The sequence below is a fragment of the Nonomuraea sp. NPDC050404 genome (assembly GCF_040655495.1).
Classification (GTDB): Bacteria; Actinomycetota; Actinomycetes; order Streptosporangiales; family Streptosporangiaceae; genus Nonomuraea.
In genome coordinates this window covers 546,159-571,980 of the sequence record NZ_JBFAKB010000004.1, presented here as the reverse complement: position 1 = coordinate 571,980, position 25,822 = coordinate 546,159, and the positions used below count along the sequence as shown (strand labels likewise).

General features: G+C 72.5%; 22 protein-coding genes. 10 read left to right on the top strand and 12 right to left on the bottom strand.

All coding sequences use genetic code 11. The features are described 5' to 3' along the window. Position 1 precedes the first annotated feature (1 nt). The 6 genes from AB0I81_RS14045 to AB0I81_RS14020 all read left to right on the top strand — a co-directional run bounded on the left by AB0I81_RS14045 (position 2) and on the right by AB0I81_RS14020 (position 7,207). Positions 2–460, top strand: coding sequence for a MaoC family dehydratase (locus tag AB0I81_RS14045; RefSeq protein ID WP_360655364.1), 459 nt, complete (start codon positions 2–4; stop codon positions 458–460). A 129-nt stretch (positions 461–589) separates the two neighbouring features. Beyond that, positions 590–1,696 carry a LacI family DNA-binding transcriptional regulator gene (locus tag AB0I81_RS14040; protein ID WP_360655361.1) on the top strand — a complete coding sequence of 369 codons (1,107 nt, stop codon included), beginning with the start codon at positions 590–592 and terminating at the stop codon, positions 1,694–1,696. A 192-nt stretch (positions 1,697–1,888) separates the two neighbouring features. Next, positions 1,889–4,090, top strand: coding sequence for an alpha-galactosidase (locus tag AB0I81_RS14035; RefSeq protein ID WP_360655358.1), 2,202 nt, complete (start codon positions 1,889–1,891; stop codon positions 4,088–4,090). After that, positions 4,087–5,394, top strand: a complete 1,308-nt coding sequence (locus AB0I81_RS14030; protein ID WP_360655355.1) for an ABC transporter substrate-binding protein — start codon at positions 4,087–4,089, stop codon at positions 5,392–5,394. The genes AB0I81_RS14035 and AB0I81_RS14030 overlap by 4 nt, the downstream gene beginning before the upstream one ends. 5 nt (positions 5,395–5,399) lie before the next feature. Then, positions 5,400–6,338: a sugar ABC transporter permease gene (locus AB0I81_RS14025; protein ID WP_360655352.1), complete on the top strand. Its 939-nt coding sequence runs from the start codon at positions 5,400–5,402 to the stop codon at positions 6,336–6,338. Continuing rightward, on the top strand, positions 6,335–7,207 hold the full coding sequence (locus AB0I81_RS14020) for a carbohydrate ABC transporter permease (RefSeq protein WP_360655349.1): 873 nt from the start codon (positions 6,335–6,337) through the stop codon (positions 7,205–7,207). The genes AB0I81_RS14025 and AB0I81_RS14020 overlap by 4 nt, the downstream gene beginning before the upstream one ends. A 14-nt stretch (positions 7,208–7,221) precedes the next feature. Here the strand turns inward: AB0I81_RS14020 and AB0I81_RS14015 are convergent, their stop codons facing one another. The 5 genes from AB0I81_RS14015 to AB0I81_RS13995 form a co-directional block, all read right to left on the bottom strand. Continuing rightward, positions 7,222–8,805 (bottom strand): ABC-F family ATP-binding cassette domain-containing protein, encoded by a 1,584-nt coding sequence (locus tag AB0I81_RS14015; protein WP_360655346.1) that lies wholly within the window; start codon positions 8,803–8,805, stop codon positions 7,222–7,224. 149 nt (positions 8,806–8,954) lie between these two features. Beyond that, positions 8,955–9,779, bottom strand: a complete 825-nt coding sequence (locus AB0I81_RS14010; RefSeq protein WP_360655343.1) for a hypothetical protein — start codon at positions 9,777–9,779, stop codon at positions 8,955–8,957. A gap of 78 nt (positions 9,780–9,857) precedes the next feature. After that, positions 9,858–11,207 (bottom strand): M14 family zinc carboxypeptidase, encoded by a 1,350-nt coding sequence (locus AB0I81_RS14005; RefSeq protein WP_360655530.1) that lies wholly within the window; start codon positions 11,205–11,207, stop codon positions 9,858–9,860. Positions 11,208–11,289: 82 nt separating this feature from the next. Continuing rightward, positions 11,290–11,826: a hypothetical protein gene (locus tag AB0I81_RS14000; protein WP_360655340.1), complete on the bottom strand. Its 537-nt coding sequence runs from the start codon at positions 11,824–11,826 to the stop codon at positions 11,290–11,292. An 87-nt stretch (positions 11,827–11,913) separates the two neighbouring features. Then, positions 11,914–13,404 carry an FAD-dependent monooxygenase gene (locus AB0I81_RS13995; protein WP_360655337.1) on the bottom strand — a complete coding sequence of 497 codons (1,491 nt, stop codon included), beginning with the start codon at positions 13,402–13,404 and terminating at the stop codon, positions 11,914–11,916. Between the two features lie 295 nt (positions 13,405–13,699). On the opposite strand from AB0I81_RS13995, the gene AB0I81_RS13990 reads away from it, so the two are divergent. Then, on the top strand, positions 13,700–14,257 hold the full coding sequence (locus tag AB0I81_RS13990; RefSeq protein WP_360655334.1) for an alpha/beta fold hydrolase: 558 nt from the start codon (positions 13,700–13,702) through the stop codon (positions 14,255–14,257). A gap of 3 nt (positions 14,258–14,260) precedes the next feature. Here AB0I81_RS13990 and AB0I81_RS13985 read toward each other — a convergent pair whose 3' ends face one another. Then, positions 14,261–17,242, bottom strand: coding sequence for a LuxR family transcriptional regulator (locus AB0I81_RS13985; RefSeq protein ID WP_360655331.1), 2,982 nt, complete (start codon positions 17,240–17,242; stop codon positions 14,261–14,263). A gap of 112 nt (positions 17,243–17,354) precedes the next feature. Here AB0I81_RS13985 and AB0I81_RS13980 point away from each other — a divergent pair, with 112 nt between their 5' ends. Continuing rightward, the gene (locus AB0I81_RS13980) at positions 17,355–18,170 is read left to right on the top strand and encodes a methyltransferase domain-containing protein (protein ID WP_360655328.1); all 816 of its coding nucleotides are present in this window, start codon (positions 17,355–17,357) and stop codon (positions 18,168–18,170) included. 140 nt (positions 18,171–18,310) lie between these two features. Here the strand turns inward: AB0I81_RS13980 and AB0I81_RS13975 are convergent, their stop codons facing one another. Next, complete coding sequence (locus tag AB0I81_RS13975) at positions 18,311–19,219, bottom strand: SDR family NAD(P)-dependent oxidoreductase (RefSeq protein WP_360655325.1); 909 nt, start codon at positions 19,217–19,219, stop codon at positions 18,311–18,313. Positions 19,220–19,255: 36 nt separating this feature from the next. Here AB0I81_RS13975 and AB0I81_RS13970 point away from each other — a divergent pair, with 36 nt between their 5' ends. Both AB0I81_RS13970 and AB0I81_RS13965 read left to right on the top strand, forming a co-directional pair. After that, on the top strand, positions 19,256–19,864 hold the full coding sequence (locus AB0I81_RS13970; protein WP_360655322.1) for a TetR family transcriptional regulator: 609 nt from the start codon (positions 19,256–19,258) through the stop codon (positions 19,862–19,864). Between the two features lie 183 nt (positions 19,865–20,047). Further along, positions 20,048–21,154: an acyltransferase gene (locus tag AB0I81_RS13965; RefSeq protein ID WP_360655319.1), complete on the top strand. Its 1,107-nt coding sequence runs from the start codon at positions 20,048–20,050 to the stop codon at positions 21,152–21,154. Between the two features lie 4 nt (positions 21,155–21,158). Here the strand turns inward: AB0I81_RS13965 and AB0I81_RS13960 are convergent, their stop codons facing one another. From AB0I81_RS13960 to pcaH, 5 genes are read right to left on the bottom strand one after another with little or no spacing between them, the layout of a single operon-like run. Then, positions 21,159–21,815: a TetR/AcrR family transcriptional regulator gene (locus AB0I81_RS13960; protein WP_360655316.1), complete on the bottom strand. Its 657-nt coding sequence runs from the start codon at positions 21,813–21,815 to the stop codon at positions 21,159–21,161. A gap of 33 nt (positions 21,816–21,848) precedes the next feature. Continuing rightward, positions 21,849–23,051 carry a 4-carboxymuconolactone decarboxylase gene (gene pcaC, locus AB0I81_RS13955; RefSeq protein WP_360655313.1) on the bottom strand — a complete coding sequence of 401 codons (1,203 nt, stop codon included), beginning with the start codon at positions 23,049–23,051 and terminating at the stop codon, positions 21,849–21,851. Beyond that, complete coding sequence (locus AB0I81_RS13950) at positions 23,051–24,574, bottom strand: lyase family protein (protein ID WP_360655310.1); 1,524 nt, start codon at positions 24,572–24,574, stop codon at positions 23,051–23,053. Before AB0I81_RS13950 ends, pcaC begins: the two co-directional genes overlap by 1 nt. Beyond that, positions 24,561–25,085, bottom strand: coding sequence for a protocatechuate 3,4-dioxygenase subunit alpha (gene pcaG, locus AB0I81_RS13945; RefSeq protein ID WP_360655307.1), 525 nt, complete (start codon positions 25,083–25,085; stop codon positions 24,561–24,563). Before pcaG ends, AB0I81_RS13950 begins: the two co-directional genes overlap by 14 nt. After that, the gene (gene pcaH / locus AB0I81_RS13940; protein WP_360655304.1) at positions 25,082–25,822 is read right to left on the bottom strand and encodes a protocatechuate 3,4-dioxygenase subunit beta; all 741 of its coding nucleotides are present in this window, start codon (positions 25,820–25,822) and stop codon (positions 25,082–25,084) included. The genes pcaG and pcaH overlap by 4 nt, the downstream gene beginning before the upstream one ends.

The following is a 25,822-nucleotide window of genomic DNA, read 5'->3' as shown; positions in this document are numbered from 1 at the left end:
CATGACCATCACCGCGAACGGCCTGGCCGAGATCACCGAACTGGCCGGCCGCGACCTCGGCCACAGCTCCTGGCTGGAGATCACCCAGGACCGGGTGGACGCCTTCGCCGACGCCACCAACGACCACCAGTGGATCCACGTGGACCCCGACCGGGCCAAGAACGGCCCGTTCGGCGGCACGATCGCGCACGGCTACCTCACCCTCTCCCTGGTCATCCCGCTGTTCGGCGAGCTGCTCGACGTCCGGGGCGTCTCCATGAGCATCAACTACGGGCTGGACAGGGTCCGCTTCCCGTCCCCGGTCAAGGTCGGCGCGCGGATCCGCCTGGCCGGCACGGTCGCCGAGGTCCGGGACGTGCCGGACAACGGCGTGCAGATGGCCATGGACTTCACCGTCGAGATCGACGGCGGAACCAAGCCCGCCTGCGCGGCCCGCGCCATCTACCGCCACTACGCCTGACACGCGGTTCTTGCTCACCGTTGCCGACGGCCCGTGCAAAGCTCGCCGCTTCGTGCGCGCAGCCCGCCGGTTGGTGCGCCGACCCGTCTGTGAGCGTCGGACGTTCGTGCGCCGTCCTACGATGTGATCGTGACTCCGACTCCTCGACGCGTGTCCCGCCCCGCCGCTCGCGGTGGAGGCGCGCCCAGCATCCGGGATGTCGCCGCCGAGGCGGGAGTCTCGTACCAGACCGTCTCGCGGGTGCTGAACGAGTCGCCGCGCGTGCGGCCGGAGACGCGGACGGCGGTGCTGACGGCCATCGAGCGGCTGGGCTTCCGGCCCAGCAGGGCGGCGCGCGCCCTGAGCCTGGGGCGGGCTCGCGGCATCACCGCCGTCACCTCCAACACCGTCCTGTACGGCTACGCCGCCACGCTGCAGGGCCTGGAGGAGGCCGCCCGCGCCGAGGGCATGGCCATGGGGATCAGGGTCGTGGAGTCCGCCGAGCCCGCCGAGGTGCGGCAGACCGTCGAGTACGTCGGCGACGCCAGCGCCGGCGGGGTGGTGGTGATCGCGTTCGATCCGCCGAGCGTCGCGGTGCTGGAGGCGCTGCCCGCGCACGTGCCCGCCGTCGCCGCCGCCGAGCCGGCCGCGCCGGACCGGGGCCGGGTGGCGATCGCCCTGGACGAGCGCCGCGCCGCCGCCGACGCCACCCAGCACCTGCTCGACCTCGGCCACCGCACCGTCCACCACGTGGCCACCCCCTCAGAGGGCGGAACGACGGGCGGTGACCCCGGCGGCGCGTCGGTCAACGGTGGCCTCATCGGTGCGGCCGGGGGCCGGTTGGCGGGGTGGCGGGATGCGTTGTGGGCGGCCGGGGCCGAGATTGCCGATGTGCTCGGGTGCGGGTGGGACATCCGGTCCGCGTACGCCGCCGGGCAACGGCTGGCCGCCGACCCCGGCGTGACCGCGATCCTGTGCGGCAACGACGACATCGCGCAGGGGGTGCGCAGGGCGCTGTACGACGCGGGCAAGGACGTGCCGGGTGACGTGAGCATCGTCGGGTTCGACGACATCCCCGGCTCGGCGTACTGGACGCCCGCCCTGACCACCGTGCGGATGGACTTCGCGGGCCTGGGCAGGGCCTGCTTCCACGCGGCCGTGGCCGAGCTGACCGGCACCGCACAGCCCGAGCCCGCGCTCACCCCACCGGCCCTGGTCCTACGCGAGTCCACCGCTCCCCCACCGGGCCGCACGTAGCCCCCGCCCACTCCGGCCGCACATGACCCCCGCCCGATCCCGCCGCACGTAACCTGCAGCCCGATCCGGGCCGCACGTAACCGGGCTGTAACGATCCGGCAAAGAGGGCTTCCCCCTTCGACGTGTGACCGCTCACACTGAGGCTCAAGCATGTGACCGGTCACATGTCCTGCTCACGAAAGCGAGATCTTGATGCCTGCTGACGTCACCGAGACTCTGCGCTGGGGTCACACCGGCCTCACCGCCGTCGTGGAGATCCACCCGGATCGCCCGGTGGCACTGCGCGAGCTGTCGGCGGGCGACGACACCCTCCGGCAGGACGGCGGCGCGCGGGGACGAGCACCCGCCCAGCCGCTGGTGGAGGTGCTGGTGCCCGGCGAAGGACGGGCCAGGGCCTCGCAGCGGTTGTCGGAGACGGCGGTGGGCACCCGGCTGCGGTACGCGGGCTCCGACCGATCGGTCCGGGACGGCTGGCACGAGCTGCGCCTGCGCCTGCGGGACGAGACGTCGGGCCTTGAGGCGGAGCTGATCCTGCGCTCCCCCGACGGCGTCGCGGCCGTTCGGTCCCAGGTCCGGGTGACCAACACCGGCGACCACCCGGCGCTGCTCCTGGCGGTGACCTCCTTCGCCGCCGTCTTCCCGGCCGGCGAACTCGCCACGAATCTCCCGGCCGACGAACTCGCCACAAGCGTCCCGGCCGCCGACCTCGACGTGTTGCACGCCGACAGCGAATGGCTGGGCGAGAGCCGCTGGTCACGTGGGCCGTTGCGGAATCACGTACCGGATCTGGGTCTGGCGGGGCACGGGCAGCACGGCAAGGGCACGTACGCGCTGACCAGCACCGGCACCTGGTCCAGCGGCAAGCACGTGCCGATGGGCGGGCTCACCGACAACCGCACGGCGCGGACCTGGTTGTGGCAGATCGAGCACAACGGCCCGTGGCGGTGGGAGACGGGCGAGCGGACCGACGGCGCGTACGTCGCCCTGTCCGGCCCCACCGACCTCGACCACCAGTGGAGCCAGCCGCTCGCGCCCGGCGAGTCGTTCACCACCGTGCCGGTCGCGATCGCCGTCTCCCACGAGGGCGTGGAAGGGGCGGCGGCGGCGCTGACCGCGTACCGGCGCGCGCTGGTCCGCCCGCACCCCGACAGGGCCGGCCTGCCGGTCGTGTTCAACGACTACATGAACACGCTGATGGGCGACCCTACGACGGACAAGCTGCTGCCCCTCATCGACGCCGCCGCCGAGGCCGGCGCGCAGGTCTTCTGCGTGGACGCCGGCTGGTACGACGACGGCGGCGACTGGTGGGACAGCGTCGGCGAGTGGCAGCCCTCGCAGACCCGCTTCCCGCGCGGCCTGGAGGAGGTGCTGACCCGCATCACCGAGCGCGGCCTGACCCCGGGCCTGTGGCTGGAGCCCGAGGTGATCGGCGTGCGCAGCCCGATGGCCGACAAGCTGCCCGCCGAGGCGTTCCTGCGGCGCGGTGGCGTACGGCTGGCCGAGCACGGCCGCCACCACCTGGACCTGCGTCACCCCGCCGCCGTCGCGCACCTGGACCAGGTGGTGGACCGCCTGGTGGAGGAGCTGGGCGTCGGCTACTTCAAGCTCGACTACAACATCAACCCCGGCGCGGGCACCGACCTGAACGCCCCCAGCGCCGGCGCCGGCCTGCTCGCCCACAACCGGGCCCACCTGGCCTGGCTGGATGCGGTGCTGGACCGGCACCCCCGCCTGGTGCTGGAGAACTGCGGCTCCGGCGCGATGCGCATGGACTACGCGATGTTGTCGCGCCTGCAGTTGCAGTCCACCAGCGACCAGCAGGACTTCCTGCGCTACCCGCCGATCGCGGTCGCCGCGCCGCTGGCGATGTTGCCCGAGCAGGCCGCCAACTGGGCCTATCCCCAGCCCGGGATGACGGACGAGGAGATCGTGTTCACGATGTGCACCGGCATCCTGGGCCGCCTGTATCTGTCGGGCAACCTGCACCGGATGAACGACGGCCAGTTCGCCCTGGTCAAGGAGGGTGTCCTGGTCCACCGGGGCCTCCGTCATGACCTGCTGCGCGCCACGCCGTGCTGGCCGCTGGGCCTGCCCGGCCGGCAGGACCCGTGGCTCGCCCTCGGCCTGCGCGCCGGCCGGGACACCCACCTGGGCGTCTGGCGCAGGCCCGGAGCCGCCGAGACCACCGTGTTGTCCCTCCCCCACCTGGCCGGACACGACGACGTGAGCGTGGAGATCGCCTATCCCACGGCGGCGGACGGCTGGTCGTACGCGTGGGACCCCAGGACCGCGCGACTCACCGTCACCGCCACGACCCCCGCACCCACCGCCCGCATCCTGCGCATCAGCCCACTCCAAGAACCCCTCCGAACGACAAAGGACGCCGAACTGTGAAGATCGCACAGCGTGTCGCCGCCGCGTCGGCCCTCGTCCTGGCCGTGACGGCCTGCAGCGACCCTTCCGCCGGGCCCGCCGCCACCTCCGCCGACCCCGCCCAACCCACCGCCTGGCCTTCCCCCACCGCCCGCCTGGACGGGGTGACGCTCACGATCTGGGCCGCCCAGAACAGCAACACCGTGCCCAAGGCCGTCACGGACGCGTTCACGCGGGCCACGGGCGCCAAGGTCGAGATCACCACCATCCCGGACCCGTACGAGCAGGGTGTGCAGACCAAGGTGGCCACCGGCGACAAGCCGGACCTGGCCTTCTGGCAGCCCACCGCGTCCATGCTCACCGCGCTCAACGCCCGCACGAACCTGCAGCCCCTCGACGGCGCCCCGTGGATCGAGTCGTTGTCGCCCGAGCTGCGTGACATGACGGGCCTGCTGGACAAGACCCGCTACGCCGCGCTGATCACCAGCCCGGCCGTCGAGGGCGTCTACTACAACAAGCGGCACGTCAAGGAGCCGGCGAAGAACTTCGACGAGCTGGTCGAGGCCGCCCGCGCGCTCAAGGGCAAGGGCGTCACCCCGTTCTTCGAGATGGCCGGCGACAAGTGGGCCACCCAGTGGTGGGTGCAGGTCCAGCTCGCCGACGCGGCCGGGGACGGGTTGTGGGATCGGGTCAACACCGGCAAGGAGACGTTCGAGGACAGGACGATCCTGGACGCGATCAAGAAGTACAAGGCGCTGGTCGACGAGGGATTGTTCAACTCCGACATCAAGACGGCCACGTTCGAGGACCAGGGCGAGGCGCTGCTGTCGGGCAAGGCGGCGATGGCGATGCAGGTGAACTCGTTCTTCGGCCAGCTCCAGGCCAAGGCCGACACGGCCGAGCTGGATGAGAAGATCGGCTTCTTCCCGGTCTCGCCGTCGGGGAACGTGGGCACGTTCATCCCGGACCAGTCGAACGCCCTCGTCGCCTTCCGCACCGGTGACGCCAGGCGGGAGCAGGCCGCGCGGCAGTTGCTGGCGTACTGGATGGGTCCCGGCTACGCCGGTTTCGTGGCCGATCGCAAGACGGTGTCGCTGCGTACGGACGTGCCCACCCCCGACGGGGTGCCGCAGGCGCTGAAGGACGTGCACGCCTCACTCGGCGGGGCGGTCGGCTCCATGCAGGCGCTGGCCGTGGCCAACCCCGACCTGTACCTGAACCTGGCCGACATGATCACCGGCAGCCTGACGCCCGAGCAGGTGGCCGCCGCCACGCAGAAGCAGTTCGCCCAGCTCGCCAAGGCCGCCGGCGCCACCGGCTTCTGACCGTGATGACCTCTCAGGAGACTCTCACCCGCCGCACCCGCCGCGCCCCTGTCGTCCGGCCGGCGCCCGTCAGGATCACGCCCGGCCGTACGCACCCGATGTGGTTCCTCGTCCCGGCGTTCGCGATCCTGTTCGTCTTCTTCTTCCTGCCCACCGTGTTCAACTTCGTCTACGCCTTCACCGACTGGTCCAGTTTCAAGAGCGAGATCCGCTACGCCGGGTTCGACAACTTCGCCTACCTGCTGTCGGACGGCACGCTGTTCAGCGCCCTGCGCGTCACCGTGCTCTACGCGGTGCTGGTGGCGCTGTTCCAGAATCTGTTCGGCTTCGGCCTGGCGGTGCTGCTGGAGAAGGACACCTGGCTCAACCGCGCGGCCCGGCTGGCCTTCCTCATCCCGGTGCTGATGTCCGCGCTGGCCGTCGGCTACCTCTTCCAGGCCCTGCTCAAGCCGGACGGCAGCCTCAACGACCTGCTCTCGGCGCTGACCGGGCAGCAGGTCGGCGTCGCCTGGCTGGGCAGCACCACCTGGACGCTGGTGCTGGCCGCGGTGATTCACGCCTGGAAGTGGATGGGCCTGTCGATGCTCATCTACCTGGCCGGGCTCAAGACCGTCCCCGAGGACGTCAGCGAGGCCGCCCGCATCGACGGCGCCACCCCGTGGCAGGCGTTCTGGTCGGTACGTTTCCCGCTGCTCGCCCCGGCCGTCACCTTCAACGTGGCCACCGCGCTGCTCGGCTCGATGAACGGCTTCGACATCGTCCAGGCGCTCACCGGCGGCGGCCCGGCCCGCAGCACCGAGATCCTCAACATCTTCATCTACCGCACCTTCGGCCAGGGCCTGTTCGCCCAGGCCACGGCCATGAGCCTGGTGTTGTTCCTGATGGTGGCGGTGCTGGCCTTCCCCGTCATCCGCATCCTGCGCAAGAGGGAGGAGATCCTGTGACCGTCCCCGTCTTCGGCGCGGCCCAACGTCGTGTCCGGCCGCCGGTGGCGCGGGGCCTGGCCGCCCGGCTGCGGCCGTTCGCCGTCGTCGCGCTCGTCGTCCCCGTCATGGGCGTGCCGCTGTGGCTGGTCGTCGCCACCGCCGCCAAGTCCCAGGGCGAGGCCCTGTCGCCTGACCTGTCCCCGCCCGCCGACTGGCAGTTGTGGCAGAACCTGGCCCAGGTCTGGCAGCAGGGCGAGGTGCCGACGGCCTTCCTGGGCAGCCTGCTCGTGGTGGCCCCGTCGGTGGCGCTGGTGCTCACGTTCGGCTCGATGGCGTCCTGGATCCTCGCCCGGCGGGCGAGCAGGCTCAACGCCGTGCTGTACGCGCTGGCCATCAGCGGCATCGTGCTGCCGCCCGCCGTCGTCACCATCGTGCTCCTGCTGCGCCAGCTCGGCCTGGCCGGCAGCCCCACGGGAATGATCGGCGTGTACGTCGGCATCTACCTGTCCACGGTGATCTTCTTCGTCACCGGCTTCGTCCGCACGGTCCCTCTGTCGCTGGAGGAGGCCGCCCGCATGGACGGCGCGGGTCCTGTCCGGGTGTTCTTCTCGGTCATCCTGCCGTTGTTGCGCCCGGTGCTGGCCACCGCGACCATCCTCATCTGCCTGTACGTCTGGAACGACGTCTTCTACGCCTTCTTCGTCATCGGCGGGCGCCTGGACACCCTGCCGCTGAACCTGTTCCAGGTGGCCAACGCCGGACTCTACCTCAACAACTGGCACCTGATCTTCGCCTACATCATCCTGATGAGCCTCCCGCTGCTGATCGTCTTCGCGGTCGCGCAGCGGAAGATCATCTCCGGCATCACCGGCGGCGCCGTCAAATGACCGGCGCCACCGGCTCAGGCCAGCGTGACCAGGTCGGTGTACCCGTCGTGCCACAGGTCCTCGACCCCGTCGGGCAGCACCAGCACCCGGCCGGGCCGCAGCGCCTCGACGGTCTCCCGGTCGTGCGTGACCATCACCACCGCCCCCTCGTACGCCCCCACGGCCGCCAGCACCTCGGCCTTCGAGGCCGGGTCAAGGTTGTTGGTCGGCTCGTCGAGCAGCAGCACGTTGGCCCGGGAACTGACCAGCCCGGCCAGCGCCAGCCGGGTCTTCTCGCCGCCCGACAACACCCCGACGGGCTTGTCCACGTCGTCCCCGCCGAACAGGAACGACCCGAGCACCGCCCTGGCCTCGCCGTCGCTCAGGTGCGGGGCAGCCGAGGACAGATGGCCGCCGACGGTGCCGGCCGGGTCGAGGGTGTCGTGTTCCTGGGCGAAGTAGCCCAGGCGCAGGCCGTGCCCGTGCACGACCCGCCCCGAGTCCGGCCGTTCGTGGCCGGCCAGCAGCTTGAGCAGCGTGGTCTTGCCCGCGCCGTTGAGCCCGAGCACGACGAGCCTGCTGCCCCTGTCGATGGCCAGGTCCACGCCTGACAGGACCGGCAGGGACCCGTAGGACTTGGCCAGGCTGATCGCGCCGAGCGGCGTCCTGCCGCTGGGCGCGGGCTCGGGCAGCCGGATGCGCGCCACCTTGGCGGTGCGGCGTACGGGCTTGGCGCCGGCGAGCATGCGGTCGGCGCGGCGGGCCATGTCCCTGGCCCTGACGGCCGTGGCGGACCTGGCGCGCATACGGTCGGCCTGCGCGTGCAGCGTGGCGGCCTTGCGCTCGGCGGCGGCGCGCAGCCGCGTCCTGCGCCGGTCGTCGGCTTCCCGGTCGGCCAGGTAGGTCCGCCAGCCGGTGTTGTGCGTCTCCAGCTCGCCCTGCTCGACGTGCCAGACCCGGTTGACCACGTCGGCCAGCAGCCTGGTGTCGTGGCTGATCAGGACCAGCCCGCCCGGATACGCGGTCAGGAATGAGCGCAGCCAGGCGATGGAGTCGCCGTCCAGGTGGTTGGTCGGCTCGTCGAGCAGCAGCACGCCCTGCTCGCCGAAGAGCACGCGGGCCAGCTCGACGCGCCGCCGCTGACCGCCGGACAGGGTGCCCAGCGGCCGGTCGAGCACCCGGTCCGGCAGGCCGAGCCCGGCGGTGACCCGGGCGGCCCCGGCCTCGGCCGCGTAGCCGCCACGGGCCTGGAACTCGGCCTCGGCCCGCACGTAGCGGGCCATCGACCGCTCGTCGCCCGACTCGGCCAGTGCCGTCTCGGCCGTACGCAGGTCGTGCAGCGCCCGGTCCAGGTCACGCGCGGACAAGACGCGGTCGATGACCGACAGCTCCGGGTCCGCGGCGGCGGGATCCTGCGGCAGGTAGCCAACGTGGCCGGTGCGGACGATCTCGCCGACCGCGGGCTGGAGCCGGCCGGCCAGCACCCGCATGAGGGTGGTCTTGCCCGCGCCGTTGCGGCCGACCAGGCCGACGCGGTCGCCGGGGGCGACGTGCCCGGCGACGCCGGACATCAGGAGACGGGCGCCGATGAGCACGTCGACGCCACGGAAGGTAAGCATGGAAATACGCTCCGGATCAGATCAAGGGCACAAGGGTGGCGTGGAAGCTGGTCCTTGGCTAAGAGATCCGGGGCGTGGACATGCCCTCAGTGTAGGGAAGCGTCGCGCCGGCCCGCCATTCGATTTTCGCCGGCCGGCGCGCGGGCCCTTTAGTTCCAGATGCCGGGAACGCCGGCGGGCACGTCGTCCGCGACTTCCTTGCGGTCGATGACGTCGCCCTCCAGCGGGAGGTTCACGGTGACCTCACGGCCCCAGTCCGCGAATCGGGTGTCCGACTCGACCCGTACCGAGGTCTTGGCGTAGGACAGGGTGGCGTTGACCGCCACGCGGCGCGGCAGGCCCTTGTCGCCGAACCAGAGGGTGTAGGAGATCTTGCCGCTCTTGAAGGTCCTGCCGTAGCGGGCGGCGAAGGAGTCCGAGGCCGCGGCGAGCTTGGCGGGCTTGATGGCGCCCTTGAGTATGCCGTCCTTCCAGGACGTGCGGGCCGCGACCAGCGCCTTGAGCGTGGCCGGGTCCAGGGCCTCGATGAGCAGGTTGCTGAGCGGCAGCTTGACGCCCTTGTACCGCACCCAGCTCGTGTCCGCGGGCAGCGCCTCGTCCACCACGGGTCCCGCGGCGTAGGTGACGTCGCCGGCGGAGATGAGCCTGACGGGGCCGGCCTGCAGGCCCGCGGTCTCCCCGGGGTTCGACTTCTTCATCTCGCGCAGCAGCTTGTCGTTGTACTGCACGCTCTGGCCCAGGTCGGAGGCGGCGGGGCCGCGCGTGCCGAACCCGATCGTGCCGTCCAGGGAGGTGGTGGCCACCCGCTCGCCCGAGTAGGTGATCTTCGCCGTGGACGTCAGGTTGACGGCCCTGCCCGCTGCTAACTCCGACTGGAGCGCCTTGACCGGGTCGGTGGCGGCGGCCTGCGCGGGCATGGCGGTCAGCGCCACCATGCCCGCGACCACGGCGGCGCCGGCGATCGTTCGCTTCATGTGGTTTTCCTTGAGAAAGGTCAGAAAAGACGCGAACAATCTGGTGCATCTAAGATCGCCAGTCAAGCCGGGACGGATTCAGCGGGCGGCGTGCCCCGCTCCGGCCAGGATCGCGCCGTACTGGATGGCCACCAGGTGCCGGATCGGGATCGTCTGGTCCTCGATGGCCTCCGCCTGCGCGCACCACTCGTCGTACGTCTGCGCCAGCTCGCGGGCCCGCCCCCGGATCACCGGCGTGCCGTTGCCCACCGCCAGCTCGCCCTCCAGCGCCCGCAGCAACATGCCGCCGAACCGCAGCCGCATGCTGTGCACCGTGTCCCGGCAGGAGATGACCTCGGCGACCGTGGCGGGCCGCTCGTTCTCCGCGGCTCCGGCGCGGTTGCCGTGGGTCTCGGCCATTCCCGCCAGCATCGGGATGAAGCTGCGGCTGGCGCGCAGGAACGGCGACCGGGTGACCAGCTCGGGCGTGACCGCGGTCAGCACCCCGTCCAGCAGGTCGGAGGTGGCACGCAGGTCGGCGGCGTGGGCCAGCAGCAGGTCGCGGTAGACCTGCCCGGTGGGCGAGGTGTCGGCCGCGCCCGGGTCCGTCCAGTAGGGGATTTCGGCCGTCACGCCCAGCGTGCCGTGCTTCTTGATGTAAGAATCGCTGGCCGCGCCGCCGATGTGGTCGAGGGGGTCCTGACCGAGCGCCTCGATGTAGTCGTAGGCGTTCTCCATGGTGGGCGCGAGGTAGACGGCCTGTTCGAGCTGGATGACCGAGGGGTGCTCGGCCTCGCCGGCGTGCAGCGGGACGCCGTACCTGCCGGGCAGGGACTTCAGCAACGCCTGCAACTCGGGCTCGGCCCGGTTCAGGTAGTAAAAGACGCCGCCGCTCTCACCGTTGTGCAGGGTGGTCATGAACGCCGGCCGGGTGTCGTCGATGAGCCGCATCAGGGCGAGCGTCTCGGGCAGCACCCGATCGAAATAGGCCCTCTTGTACGCGAACGGGAACGTCCACTCCACCTGCTCGTCACCGGCCGGCCGGTAGAAGTGCCTGCCGTAGTGCGCCTTGGTGAACGGCCCGGCGAACCAGCCCTCGTTGAGCCTGGTCCCGTCCGGGTCGAGACAGCCCACGATGTGCCAGGTGTAACCGGTGGCGCGGCGCAACTCCGCGTCCTGGCACAGGCGGGTGGCCAGATGGGTGACGGTCAGGCCGCCGATGGGTTCGTTGGGATGCGGGCCCGCGGCGACGATGGCGTGCCGGGGGCCGTCGCCCACGGTGAGGCAGAGCATCGGGTCACCGAGGCGGGAGGTGCCGATGCGGCGCAGCGTGGCCACGCCGGGGTGGTCGTCGGCCAGCCGGGCGAGGCGGTCGTGCACCTCGTCCACGGTGGCGAAGGTCTTGTGGTCGGGGACGGTTTCGAGTTCTTCGGTGAGACGGTCGAGCACATCCAAGTGTGCACACATTTCGCACTGATTGTCCCGCCGCTGCGGGCGGGCCGGCCCTGACAGGCCGGCCCGCCCGCGGCGGTCATGCCGGGAAGTCCTTCGGGTTGACCGAGGTGGTGCGCGCCTTGCCCCCCTTGACCGGGTTGAGGGTCAGCGTCCAGATGGTCGAGGACCTGGAGGTGGTGCGGAACTTCAACCGGTCGTTGAAGCGCTGGTAGGCGGCGTCCCTGGCGAACCTGCCCTTCGAGACGCCGAAGCGGGAGCCGGTGGTGAAGTAGATCCGGTACGTGCCGTCCCTGACGTCGCGGATGGTCGCGGAGGACTTGGCGCGCACGTAGATGCTGATCGCCTTCTTGCCGCCCTTGACCAGGGCGACGACGCCGTCCCTGGAGGTGCCGTTCTTGATCTTCAGTTGGCCGAGGCCGCCGCTGATGCGGTCGTACAGGATCCTGCCGTTGCGCGGTCGCGCGGCGGCGGCGGCCGTCTCGGCCGTCAGCGTCACCGAGGTGACGGCCCGCTCACTGGTCGCGGTGGCGGCGCCGGCCGGGGAGGAGGTCAGCAGCCCGCCTGCCAGTGCCACGGCCGCGACGACGCTGGTGCCTTCAAGCAGTCTCTTCACTACGAACATCTCCTTTGTGACGCATGGTCACGGTAAAGATAGAAGAAACCGATCTCGCGCGACACCTGGTATTTCATAGGCGTACGGTCAGGTTCGCGGCCGGGCGGGCTGGGTACGCGCCGGAGCGCCGAACCACCGCCGCGCCGCCGCCACCGCCTGAGCAGGCAGTTCGTCGCCGTCTGTGCCCGCCCATGCCACGTAGCCGTCGGGCCTGACCAGAACCGCGCCCGGCAGCCCGGACACGGCGGGGCCCGAGTACCGCGCGACCTTGACGGTGCTCCCGCTGTCCCGCACGGCCTGTGCCACCGCTCCCGAACTCGTCGTGTCCACCAGTACGGGCCGGCCCTCGCGCAGCAGGTCGTACAGCCGCCCGCCGGAGCACCGCAGGTCGAGCACGCGCCGGCCGGTCCACTTGTGCTCGCGCCTGGTCGTGGCGGGGTAGCGGATGCCCAGCCCGGTCAGCCGCCCGGCCAGGAAGCCGCGGGTCAGGCGGTTGCCCAGCAGCGTCCGCATCGCCAAATTGCGCAGCGCGCGGCGGAACCCCGAGCGGCCGAGCACGAGGCGGTTGAAGCCGTCGGTCAGGGTCAGCACCTGCGCGCCCACGCGGTGCCGTTCCCGCTCGTAGCTGTCCAGCAGCCCGGCGGGGGCCTGCCCGCGCAGGTCGGCGACCAGCTTCCAGCCGAGGTTCATCGCGTCCTGGATGCCGGTGTTCATGCCCTGGGCGCCCAGCGGCGAATGCACGTGCGCGGAGTCGCCGGCCAGGAACACGCGACCGGCGCGGTAGCGGCGGGCCTGCTTGCGCTCGCTCAGGAACCTCGTGCTCCACCGCTGCTCGCTCATGCCGAAGTCGGTGCCGGCGATGCGGCGGAAGGCGTCGCGCATCTCCTCCATCGGCAGCGGCACGTCCAGGGGCACCTGCTCGCGCAGCCGGTCCCAGGCGATGGCGCGGAACCACCCGTCGCCGAACGGGATCATGAGCACCACGCCCTCGCTGCTCGTCTCGGCGAACAGGGCGTCGTGCGGCGGCTCGGCGAGGCGTACGTCGGCCAGCAGGATGTGCGTCTCGTACTGCTTGCCAGCGAAGTCGATGCCCACCAGGTTACGTATCGTGCTGTGCGCGCCGTCGCAGCCGACGACGTAGCTCGCCGACTCCGTACTGCCGTCGGCCAGCTCCAGCACCACCCGCTCGGCGTCCTGCCGCAGGCCGACGACCTCCGCGCCCCTTACGATCTCCACGCCCAGCTCGCGGGCGCGCTCCTCCAGCAGCAGTTCGGTGCCGCTCTGCGGGACGATCAGCACCATCGGGTACCTGGTACGCAGCGCGCTCAGGTCGAGGAGCGCGCCGGGGACCGGCTGGACCTGCCGTACGGGGACGCCCCGCTTCACCAGGTCGTCCGCCAGGCCCCTGGCGTCCAGGAGCTCCAGCGTACGGGCGTGCACGCCGAACGCCCGGGTGATGTTGGGCTGTTCCGTGCGCCGCTCCAGCAGCCGGCAGCGGACACCTGCCTGGGCCAGCTCGCACGCCAGCATGAGGCCGGTCGGTCCGGCGCCTACGACGATCACGTCGGTCGGGTTCATCAGGGCTCATCCCTTCGGGTTTCGATACCACCTACCTTGGGCCCGTACGGGGCCCGTCGAATCGGTGAAGTACACAGTCCGGACCACCGGTGCCAGGAGCCACGCGGGCGGTTGCTCCCGGCGAGAAGCCCTGTTGGCGGTGCGGTGGCCTTGGCGAGAAGCCCTGGCGGCGGTGCGGTGGCTCTTGGCGGCAAGCCCTGTCGGGGGGATGGCTCTTGGCGGAAAGCCCAAGGGGCGATGGCGGACTGGTGAAAGCACAGATGCGACGCCGCCGTGCGCGGCGCACAGTCGTCCGATGCGGCATGACGAGACGGTGCTCCCGGTGGCCGGCTCCCTGGTCCGGGTCTACCGCGCGGGTGCGGGCCCTGAGCTGGTGCTGTTGCACGGCGGTGGGGCCGACGACGCGCGGCGGGCGTGGGAGCCGGTGTGGACGGCCCTGACCGGGCACGCGCGGGTGACGGCGCCCGACCTGCCCGGGTACGGGGGCACGCCGCTGGGGACGACCGTGCCCACCATCGCCGGGTACTCTGCCTGGCTGGCCGCCTTCCTCGACAGTTGCGCCCACGGCCCGGCCGGGATCGCCGGGCTGTCACTGGGCGGCCGGATCGCGCTACGGGCGGCGCTGACGATGCCGGACAGGGTCACCCGCCTGGCACTGTGCGGCGTAAGCCCCCGCACACTCGCCCGCGCCGCCTTCCACGCCGGCCCCGGCACGTTCGCCCGTGCCTTCACTGCCGGTCCGCCGCCTCGGCTGGGCTGTCCGGTGCTGCTGCTGTTCGGCGGGTGCGGCGCGCGGGTCCGGCCGGCCGACGCGTGCGTGGCGCAGAAGCTGGTGACCTTCCTGACGACCTGACCATCACCCACGTCGCTCACCGGGCGCGCCCAGCAGGCCGGGATCCTCAAGGGAGAGCCGGACCAGTTCGGCCCGCGAGGACAGGCCCAGCTTCACGAAGATCTTGTGCAGGTGGTAGTCGACGGTACGCGGGCTCAGGAACAGGTGCGCCGCGATCTCCCTGTTGGTCCCGCCCTCGCTGACCAGCCGCGCGATCTGCAGCTCCTGCGGCGTGAGATCGGCGACCGTGCTGGGGTCACGCTTGCGGGCGGTCTCACCGGTCGCCTGCAGCTCCATGAGCGCGAGCCCGGCCCAGGGCGCCGCGTCCAGCCGTTCAAACGTCTCACGCGCCGCCCGCAGGTGACGCCGGGCCTCGGCCCGCCGCCTGCGCCTGCGCAGCCGCTCGCCGAACAACAACGCGGTCCTCGCCGTGTCGTACGGCCGCCCGGCCCGCGTGTGCAGGGCCAGCGCCTCGGTGAAGTGGGCCTCGCTGCCCTCGACCAGCCCCTGGCAGCGGGCCACCAGCGCCTGCGCCCAGGGGGCCCGAGCCGGTCCGGCCCAGCGCCGCAGCAGGTCCAGGGCCGCCGTCGCCCGTTCCATACGATCCGCGCGTACGGCGGCCTCGACGAGATCGGCGGCGGCGAAGATCTTCACGAGCGGATGCCCCTCGCCCGGGGCGGCGTCCGCCATCGCCGTCAGCCGGTCGAACGCCTCCGCCGTCCGGCCCTCGCCCAGGTCGAGCAGGGCCAGCGCCCACGCTGCGATCGACGCCGCCGGGCCGAGCCGCTGCCCGATGGCCTGGGCCAGCGCCGCGTCCGCCTCCGTACGGCATTCCTGCGCGCGGCCCTGCGCGGCGGCGATCCAGGCCAGCACCGCGCGGTGGTGTGCGGCCGGGTTGTCCTGCCCGGTGTCGAGTGCCAGCCGCAGCCCTTCGGTCGCGGTCGTGCGCGCGGCGGCGAAGCGCCCCGTCCACATCTGCAACGAGGCGAGCGGCGCGAGCACCATGGGCAACGTGCTGACCGCGCCGGCCGTGCGGGCACGTACCGCCGCCGCGGTGAACAGGTCGAGCGCCGCGTCATCCTCCCCGAGGAACATCGCCCCCGCCGCGGCCAGCACCATGTTCAGCGGATAAGCCCCATCCGGCGCCAAGCGGTGTGCCGGGTTCTGGGGAGTGGGTTCGTCGCGTGGCGGGGTGTGGGGCAGGCCCTGGGCCAGGGCGCGGCCTTCGCGCAGGCGTGGTGCGGCGCGTTCGGCGTCTCCCTCCAGCAGCGCGGCCAGGCCGACCAGCACCATGGCGCCCGCCGTGACGACGCCCGCCGCCGGTGGCAGGCTCTCCAGCCGCCGGCCGACCGTGATCAGCTTGGGCAGGTCGGCCACGGTCCAGGCCAGCCGTCCCGCCTCGGTCAGCATGCGCGCCGCCTGCCCGGGATCCAGCGTGGCGACGGGCTCGGCCGCGGCCACGAGCATCGCGTACGCGGCGTCCGGCCGGCCGCTCACGCCCTCGATCGACGCCCGCACGTACTCGCCCCTGGCCCGGAGCAGCGGGTCGGAGGTGTGCTCGGCGGCCTCGTCCAGCAGCGCTCGGGCGCGGTCCTGCTGGCCCGCCAGCCAGCCCGCCTCGGCGGCCAGGACGAGCCGCCGCGCCCGGGGTTCGGCGCCCGCGGTGAGCGCGGCGGCACGGCGCAGCGCGCTGGCGGCGGCCGCGTGACCGCCGCGCCTGGCGGCCCGGTCGGCGGACGCCTCCAGTTCGCCGGCCACCGCCTCGTCGGCGCCGGTCGCGGCGGCCGCCAGGTGCCAGGCCCGCCGGTCGGCATCCCCGTCCGTCAGCGCCGCCGCCAGCGCCTGCTCCACGGCCTGACGACGCAGGAACGTCGCGCCTCTGTAGACGGCCGAGCGTACGAGCGGGTGGCGGAAGGTCAGAACGCCCCCGTCCACCCGTACGAGACCGGCGCCCTCCGCCTCGTCGAGCACGTCGGGGGCCAGGTCCAGCAGCCGGGACGTGCGCAGGACGAGGCCGACGTCGCCGCTGTCCTCCGCCGCGGCGATCAGCAGCAGGGTCTGCGCCGAAGCCGTGAGCCGGCGTACCCGGGACAGGAAGACCTGCTCGACCACCTCACCGACGGGCAGCCGTTCCGGCAGCGGGCGCGTGCCCGCGAGTTGCTCGGCCGACAACGAGCCGGGCAGTTCGAGCAGGGCGAGGGGGTTGCCCGCGGTGGCGGACACGAGCAGGTCGGCGACCTCGGGCGCCGGTTCCACCGCCGCCCGCTCGACCAGCAGCGCACGCGCGGCCTCCGCGGCGAGACCGGGCAACCGCAGTTCGGGCAGTCCCGCAAGCACCCGAGCACCACCCGGCAACCCACGCGCTCCCGAACCCGCCCGGTCAGGCAACACCAGACCGGCTCGCTCAGGCACCCCCGAGCCCGCCCGGTCAGGCGCCCCCAAGCCCGCCCGGTCAGGCGTTCCCGTGCCCGTGCCCAGGCCCGTGCTCAAGGGGGTTCCGGTGCCGGTTTCCTCGTCGCGTACCGAGAAGAGCAGCACGATGCCCTCGGCCTCCAGCCGCCGTGCCACGAACGCCAGCGCGTCGGCGGAGGCCCCGTCCAGCCAGTGCGCGTCGTCGATCAGGCACAGCAGCGGCCCCTCCTCGGCCACCTCCGACAACAGGCTGAGCACCGCGAGCGAGACCAGGAAACGATCCCCCTCGACCGGGTCGCCCAGCCCGAACGCCCCCCGCAGCGCGGCGGCCTGCCCGGCCGGGATCGCCGCGAGCCGGTCCGCCACCGGCCGCAGGAGCTGGTGCGCGGCCGCGTACGGCAGCTCCGACTCCGACTCCACCCCGAAGCCGCGCAACACCCGCATCTCCCCCGCCCGCGCGGCGGCGAAGTCGAGCAGCGCGGACTTGCCGATGCCCGCCTCACCCCGCACGACCAGGACGCCGCTGCGCCGTTCGCGCGCATCGTCCAGCAGCCGCGCGAGGAGAGCGCGTTCCCGCTCCCGGCCATGCAGCATGCCCCGATCGTACGACCGCGGCTCGCCGCCGGAAGTATTCGCCGTCCGGGCACGGCACTCATACCGCCATGAAGGGTCTCGCGGACGAATGCCGACAAGAGGTGACATGGCGATGGCGCCACCACGCGACGCGATGCGATTCATCAACGAGCAGGACGAGGCGACCCTGCAGCGGTTCATCGAGCGGCTGGAGATACGCGGGGCGGACCCGAGGTTCACCGGCTACCGGGAGGACTACTTAAGGGAGCTGAAACTCGACGCGACCGTGCTGGAGATCGGCTGCGGGACCGGGGTGATCGCGCGGGCGGTGGCGCGCCGGCCTGGCCGTACCGGGCAGGTGACCGCCGTGGACCAGAGCCCGGTGCTGCTGGCGGCGGCCCAGCGGCTGGCCGCGGCGGAGGACCTGGGCGGGCGGATCGACTTCCGCACGGGCGACGCCAACGCCCTGGACCTGCCGGACGCGACCTTCGACGCCGTCATCGCGCACACCCTGATCAGCCACGTCGCCGACCCCGCCCAGGTGCTGGGCGAGGCCGCGCGGGTGGCCCGTCCCGGGGGCAAGGTCGTGATCTTCGACGGTGACTACGCCTCGCTGACGTTCGGCTGCTCGGACGGCGAGCTGGCCAGGGACATCGAGACGGCCTTCCAGGGCGTGATCGTCACCGGGCCCCGGGTCATGCGGGACCTGCCACGGCTGCTGCGACCGGCGGGGCTGGAGCTGGTCTGGGCGCGCGCGTACGTGACCGCGGACATCGGCACCAGCGACTTCTTCCTCGGCCTGGCCGAGGCGTACGCGCCGCTGATCGCCAAGCAGGGGCTGCTGCCCGCAGAACGGGTCGAGACCTGGCTCGCCGAGCAGCGCCGTACGCACGAGGAGGGCACGTTCTTCGCGGCGTGCGCCTACTACACCTACGTCGCCACCGGCTGAAGGTGGTGGCGCCCTGATGGGGTCCGGCGTGCCGCGCCCCAGCGGCGCCCTGATGGGCCCGGCGTGCCGTCCCCCAGCGGCGCCCTAAGGGCCCGGCGTGCCGTCCCTCAGCGGTGCCCTTATGGGCGGCGTGCCGTCCCTCAGCGGCCTTCTTCCGCGCCGCGCAGCACGGGCGTGCTCAGCTTGACGCACAGCTCCCAGACGGCGTTCTGAGCGGCCGGGTCCAGCGCCGAGGCGGGCAGCGGCCTGCGGCGGCAGCGGTCGTCCACGTACGCCCCGCTCACCCCTTCCAGCTCGGGGCTCGTGGCCGCGTACACGCTGGAGCGGGCGGACCTGGTGAGGTCGGACAGGAAGAGCGGGGCGATGACCTTCAGGACCAGCGGCGCGATCGGCCGGTAGACGATCGGGAACGCCCGGATCGGCGTGGACCTGTTCATCGGCGTGTAGCCGTGCCCGGGATAGACCACGTTCGCCGTCACGCCGGTGCCCCGGAGGTGCTCGGCGAGGCGGAGAGTCATCGCCATCGTCATGGTCTTGGTGTGGTTGTAGTGGGTGAACGTCCAGCCGACGTAGCGGCGTTCGCCCTGGAGGTCGCCGGGGTCGATGGGGCCGCCGGGGATGCCGCCGGTGAGGTTCACGACGCGGGCGGCGGGGGCGCGCCGCAGCAGGGGCAGGAGCAGGTGGGTGAGCGTGTACGGGGCCAGGACGTGGGCGGCGAACATCTTCTCCACGCCGTCGGAGGTGAGCACGCGGGCGGGCAGGTTCACGCCGACGTTGTTGACCAGCACGTCCAGCCGGTCGTGGCGGGCGGCGACCTCGGTGGCCAGCCGCCGCAGCCCGGCGAGCGCGGTGACGTCGGCGGCGATGGCGTGCACGCGATCGTGCCCGGCGCTGCCCTTGATGTCCCGTACGGCCTGCCGCCCCCGCTCGGGGTCGGTGCCGACGAGGATCACCGAGGCCCCGCGCCCGGCCAGCCCGCGGGCGGTCTCCAGGCCGATGCCGCCGGTGCCGCCGGTTACCAGGGCCACGTTTGTGTCATTCGATGCCATAAACGTCACTATATGCCTAGCAGTACACTCGGGCGCATGGCAGGGTTGAGAGAGCGGGCGAAGCGGGCGGTACGGGCCGAACTCGCGACGGTGGCGCTGGAGTTGTTCACCCGTCGGGGCTTCGACGAGGTCACGGTCGATGACATCGCGCACGCCGCGGGAGTGTCCAAGCGCAGCTTCTTCCGCTACTTCCCGGCGAAGGAGGACGCGGTTTTCGGCGGCGTACAGGTGATGGGCGACGACATCGCCGAGCAACTCACCGCCCGGCCCGCCGGGGAGGGGCCCTGGGAGTCGCTGCACGCGGTGCTGCGTGAGTGGGTCGCGCGGATCGACTCGGAGAGCCGGGCCGCGCTGCGACTGATCGAGAGCACGCCCACGCTGCGCGCCCGGTTCCAGCATCGGCGGGAGGAGGCGCGCGGGCACATCGCCGCGGCACTGGCCGCCCGTACCGGCCTGGACGCCTTCACCGTCGATCTGCTGACCTCGGCCGCCGGCGCCGCCATCGACTGCGCCTCACGCGAATGGCTGCGCGCGAGCACCCTCGACGGCTCCGGCCCAAGCCCTGACGAAGGCTCCGGCATCGACCACATGAGCCTCGTCGACGCCGCCTTCGAACAGCTCCGCCCAGCCTGCGCCCCCTCCTGACCGCCCCCTGACCGCCACCGCCCCTGACCGCCACCGCCCCTGACCGCCACCGTCCCTCCCGAACGCCACCGTCCCTCCCGAACGCCACCGTCCCTCCCGAACGCCACTCCGGGCCCCTGAGCCCGCTCCGGCGCCAGGTGCGCTGAAGTCGTGTTTTGTCGCTGATGGCCTAGACTGCGGCAGATGTTCCTGGCCCCCGCCCGGCTGGCCTGGCTGGACGCCCTGCGGGGGCCGGCAGCGCTGGCCGTCACCATGCACCACGCCGGCTGGACGTTCATCCCGGACGTCTGGGCGGAAGTGGATCGCCGCATCGACCTCGGCACGTGGGGCGTGTTCGTGTTCTTCCTGGTCAGCGGCTACATCATCCCCGCCTCCCTGGAACGCCGGGGCAACCTGCGCGCCTTCTGGACCGGCCGCGCCTTCCGCCTGCTCCCGCTGCTACTGACCGCCTGCTGCCTGGCGCTCCTGCTCGTCCTGGCCGGCGTGCTGCCCCTGCCTCCCGGGCTCGGCGATCGTCCGTGGCCGGTGGTGGTGCTCGGGAACGTGACGATGCTCCAGGAACTGCTCAACCTGCCCTCGGTCATCAGCGTGACGTGGACGCTCTCGTACGAGATGGCGTTCTACCTGATGAGCGTGGCGCTGTTCGCGGTGCGGCAGGCGCACAGGTCGGCGGGGATCGCGGTCGCGCTGGGGCTGGCCGCCGTGCCGCTGGGGCTGCTGCTGCCGAAGGCGTCGATCGGCGGCGGGGCCGACCTGGTGGCCGCGTTGCTCGGGCTGGCCGTCGTCGCGGCCATCGCGGTGACCGTGCTGGGGCGCGGCGGGACCCGTACGGCGGCGGCGGTCGCGGGCGGGCTGCTGGGGCTGGCGCTGGTGGTCCTGGGCAGCCGGGGCGGCACCTGGCAGGGCGTGATCATCCTGGCCACGATGTTCGCGGGAACGGCGGTGTACCGGGCCGAGCAGGGGACGATCTCCTGGCGGGCCGCCGGGACCGCCGTGGCGGTGGTGCTGGGCTGCGGGCTCTTCGCCAAGGACGATCCGGCCTGGATCCCGGCGATCGTGCTGGCGTTCGGGGTCTTCTGGCTGGCGTACGCGCTGCGCCGGCGGACGTTCCCGCGCTGGCTGGCGCGCCTCGGCGTGATCAGCTTCTCCGTCTACCTGCTGCACCCGATGCTGCTGTACGTGCTGCCCGACCTGCCGCTGTTCTTCCTCGTCCTGATCCCGCTCAGCTTCCTGACCTACCACCTGATCGAGGCCCCGGCCCAGCGGCTCGGCAAACGCCTGATGTCCTGACGGGTCAGGGGCGCGCGCCGCGCCCGCACAGGTAGCCGACGATCATCTCTCCGACCATCCGCCGCTGCCGGTCGCGGTGCTCGGCGGCGGTCATGTCGCGCCCGAACAACGCGCCGAACGTGTGCCGGTTGGCCACCCGGAAGCAGCAGAACGCACTGATCATCATGTGCACGTCGATCGCGTCGGCCTCGGTCACGAAGACGCCCGACTCCTGACCCGCGTCGAGGATGCGGGAGATGAGGTCGAGCACCGGCGTACCCAGGTTGGCCAGCACCTCCGACTTGCGGATGTGCTCGGCCCTGTGCACGTTCTCGATCGAGACGAGCTGGATGAACTCGCGGTGCGCGTCGTGGTGGTCGAAGGTCAGCTCGGCCAGCGTGCGGATGGCCTCGACCGGCGCCAGGTGATCGACGTCCACCGCGCGCTCGACCGCGCGCACCTCGGCGTAGGCCCCTTCGAGTACGGCGACGAACAGCCGCTCCTTGCTGCCGAAGTAGTAGTAGATCATGCGCTTGGTGGTGCGCATGCGGGCCGCGATCTCATCCACCCGCGCGCCCGCGTAACCGTGGCGCGCGAACTCCTGCCGCGCCACCTCCAGGATCTCCGCCCTGGTGCGGTCGGCGTCCCGACGGCGTTCTGCGGTGAGGGGCGGCGAGGTCATGGGCACATCATAGGCGGCCTCGGCCGCGTGGCCTCATGGGCGGTCGTCCTCCTGCGCGGTCTCCGCCAGCACCCGCTGGGCGACGGCGAAGGCGGCGTTCGCGGCCGGGACTCCGCAGTAGATCGCGCTCTGCAGCAGCACCTCGCCGATCTCGTCCGGGGTGAGGCCGTTGCGCAGCGCGGCGCGTACGTGCATGGCCAGCTCGTCCAGGTGTCCCCTGGCTACGAGCGCGGTGAGCGTGATGCAGCTTCTGGTACGGCGGTCCAGGCCGGGGCGGGTCCAGATCTCCCCCCACGCGTAGCGGGTGATGAGGTCCTGGAAGTCCCTGGTGAAGGCGGTGGTACGGGCCACGGCGCGGTCCACGTGGGCGTCACCGAGCACCTTCCGCCGCACCCGCATACCGGCCGCCGCAAGCCCTCCGGCAGGCTGCGCGGACCCGGCAGGTCCAGCGGACCCGGGCTCGGTGGACTCGGCGGGCTCGGTGGACTCGGTGGACTCGGTGGACTCGGCGGGCAGGTGGGCGAGCAGGGCCTGGGTGACGCGGGTGGGCTGGTCGGTGACGGCCAGGTGGGCGGCGGCCGGGAGCTCGACCAGGGTGGCGCCCGCGATGCCGTCGGCCAGTTCCCTGGCGTGCGCCGGGGGCGTCGCCGGGTCCTCGCGCCCGGCCACGACCAGGGTCGGGACGGCGATGCCCGCCAGCTCGCCGCGCAGGTCGTAGGCGGCCAGGGCGTCGCAGCAGGCGGCGTACCCGGCGCGGTCGGTGGCGGCCAGGTCGTCCAGCAGAGCCCGGTCCGGCGGGCCCGCGAACCAGCGCTGAGCGGTGGCCTCCAGCAGCGGCGCGGTGCCCCCGGAGCGGACCAGCTCGGCCCGGTCGTGCCAGGACTCCGGATCGCCGAACCTGGCGCTGGAGCAGATCATTGCCAGGGAGCGCAGGCGTCCCGGGTGACGGGCCGCCAGCGTGGCGCCGATCGCGCCGCCGATCGAGACGCCCGCGTAGTGGAAGTCGTCCATGCCTTCTTCGGCCGCCGCCTCCAGCACCAGGGCGGCCAGGTCCTCCATGGTTTCCGCCCGCTGCACGGGCGAGCCGCCGTGGCCCGGCAGGTCGAACCTGAGCACCCTGAACGTACGGGCCAGCGCCGGAAGCAGCGGCTCCCACAAACGCATCGAGGTCCCCAGGGAAGGGCCGAGAATCAGCGGCTGCCCATGCTCGGGACCATCCAGCCGGTAGTGCAACATCAGCGTGGTGCCTCGTCTTGGTAGGGGGCGGCGGTTCCACCGGTGGGCGGGTGGCCGGTGGGCGAAGAGGCCGCTTCGCCGGCGGGCTCGCGGTCCTGCGGGAGGGCGGTGGTGAGGGCGCGGTCCACGAGGGCGGGGGCCGGGCCGAGGTCGCCGGAGATGGCCAGGTTGGCGCGCATGCGGTCGGGATGTACCCGCAGGTCGGCGAGGAGTTCGGCGGCGTCCCTGGCGGCACCCGCCACCAGGCGCAACGCCTCGCGCAACGGCTGCCACTCGGCGTGCCACGCACCGGAGGGGCGCTCGTCCTCGGCTGCGAGCGAGCCGTACAGGATCGCGGCGAGCGCGGGCGTCTGGCGGGCGGCTGCCGCGATCATCGTGGCCCTGACCGGGTTGCGCTTGTGCGGCATGGACGACGACCCGCCGCCCACCCCCTCGGACAGCTCCCCGATCTCGGTACGCGACAGCACCAGCACGTCGGCCGCCACCTTGCCCAGCGCCCCCGCCGTGAACGCCAGCGCCCCGGCCAGGTCGGCGACGGGCGTACGCAACACGTGCCAAGGCAACCCGGGCTCGGCCAGCCCCAACTCGGCGGCGAACACACCAGGCAGCCGCAACGCCACCGCAACGGCCTCTCCTGGCACGTTCGAGCCGGTCTGCAATGCGGCGGTCGGTGCGTCCGGGTCCGGCGGGATCGCGGCGGTCTGGGCGTTCGGGGGTGGCGGAATCGCGGCGGTCTGGGCGTTCGGGGGTGGTTGGAAGGCGGCCAGGGTGCCGGCCGCGCCGCCGAGCTGGGCCGGGAGGGAGCGGTGGGCCGCGCCGAGCCGGGCGCGGGCGTCGGCGGCCATCTTGCGCCAGCCCGCCGCCTTCAGCCCGAACGTCGTGGGCACGGCCTGCTGCGTGAGCGTCCTGGCGGCCATCGGGGTGTCGCGGTGCTCGGCCGCCAGCGCGGTGAGCCTGGCGACCACCGCGTCGAGGTCGGCCAGCACGGGACCGAGCGTGCGGTGGGCGACCAGCATGAGCGCGGTGTCCAGGATGTCCTGACTGGTCGCGCCCCGATGCACGTGCTCGCCATACGGCGCTGCCGCCGCACGCAGGTCCTGCACCAGCGGAATCACCGGATTCCCGCCCGACCGGGCCCGCACCACCAGATCCGGCAGGCTGTACGCCGACGCCCGCGCGGCGGCCGCCGACACCGCCTCGGCCGCCTCGGGCGGAACGAGACCGAGCGCCGCCTGAGCCCGGGTCAACGCGGCCTCGGCATCCAGCATGGCCCGCAACACGGCGGCGTCCCCGGTCGCCCCGGCCGCACCGCGCATCGGCGACAGCAGCCCGAGATCGGCCTCCCCGTCCACGGGCTGCGAGCCGCCGACGGCCTCGGTGACGCTCGCGGACCGCGTACCGCCGAAAGCCTCCGTGGCGCTCGCGGACTGCGTGCCGCCGGAAGCCTCGGGGGCGCTCGCGGATGGCGAGCCGCCGGCAGCCGCCGTGCTGTCCGGGCGCGGTCCGGGTTCAGCCGAAGTCAAGGAAGACCGTCTCCTTGTCGCCCTGCAGATGGATGTCGAACCGGTAGACCCCTTCACGCTCCTCCGCCGCCACCAGCGTGTGCCGCCGCTCCGGCGGGAGCGAGTCGAGGAAGCCGTTCTGCCCCAGGTAGATGCGGGTGTAAAGGTGGTGCAGCAGCCCCCGGGCGAACACGCACACGCTGATGTACCCGTTCCCCGGCACGACCGTACGCAACGCCCAGTGCCCGTCCAGATCGGTGCCGACCCGCCCGAACCCCGTGAAGCGGACCCCGTCGCGGCCGAGAAAGGCTCCGTTGGTCGGGTCGCGCCGCATCGTGCCGGGTGACCCGCGCAGCGAGCCCTGCTCGTCGGCCTGCCAGAACTCCAGCAGCGCGTCCGGCACCGGATCGCCGGCGCCGTCGTAGACGTAGCCGTGCACGGCGATCCCGCCGGTCGCGAGGTCGCCGCCGCCGGGGAACGGCAGCGCGTACCCGTAGAACGGGCCGACGGTCTGCGAGGGCGTGGGGTTCAACGGCCTTCCTCCATCCAGGTCGCGGCGGGCCCGTCGAGCACGATGTCCCAGCGGTAGCCGAGCGAGAACTCGGGCTCGGACAGCTCGTGCGCGTAGGAGGCGACCAGCCGCTGCCTGGCGCGCTCGTCGGTCACCGACTGCATGATCGGGTCGTACGGGAACAGCGGGTCCCCGGGAAAGTACATCTGCGTGACGAGCCGCTGCGTGAAGGCGCTGCCGAACAACGAGAAGTGGATGTGCGCCGGCCGCCAGGCGTTGACGTGGTTGCGCCACGGGTAGGCGCCGGGCTTGATCGTGGTGAAGAGGTAGTTGCCGTCGTCGTCGGTGAGGCAGCGGCCCACGCCGGTGAAGTTGGGGTCGAGCGGCGCGGAGTGGTCGTCGCGCTGGTGCAGGTAGCGTCCCGAGGCGTTGGCCTGCCAGATCTCCACGAGCTGGTTGCGTACGGGACGGCCCTGCCGGTCGAGCACCCGCCCCCGCACGGTCATCCGCTCCCCCAGCGGCTCGCCCAGGTGCTGCCTGGTGAGATCGTTGTCCAGCGCTGTCACGTCACTGACGCCGAACGCCGGCCCGCTCAGCTCGGCCGCCTCCGGATCCTTGACCGCGACCAGTGGCTGCTTGGGGTGGCGCAGGAGCGTGCTGCGGTAGGGCGCGTAGTCGCGGGCCGGGTGGTCGCCGGGCCCGCCACTGAGTGCCGCTATCTCCTGGTCGATGTCGGCCTGCTTGAGGGGTTCGGACAT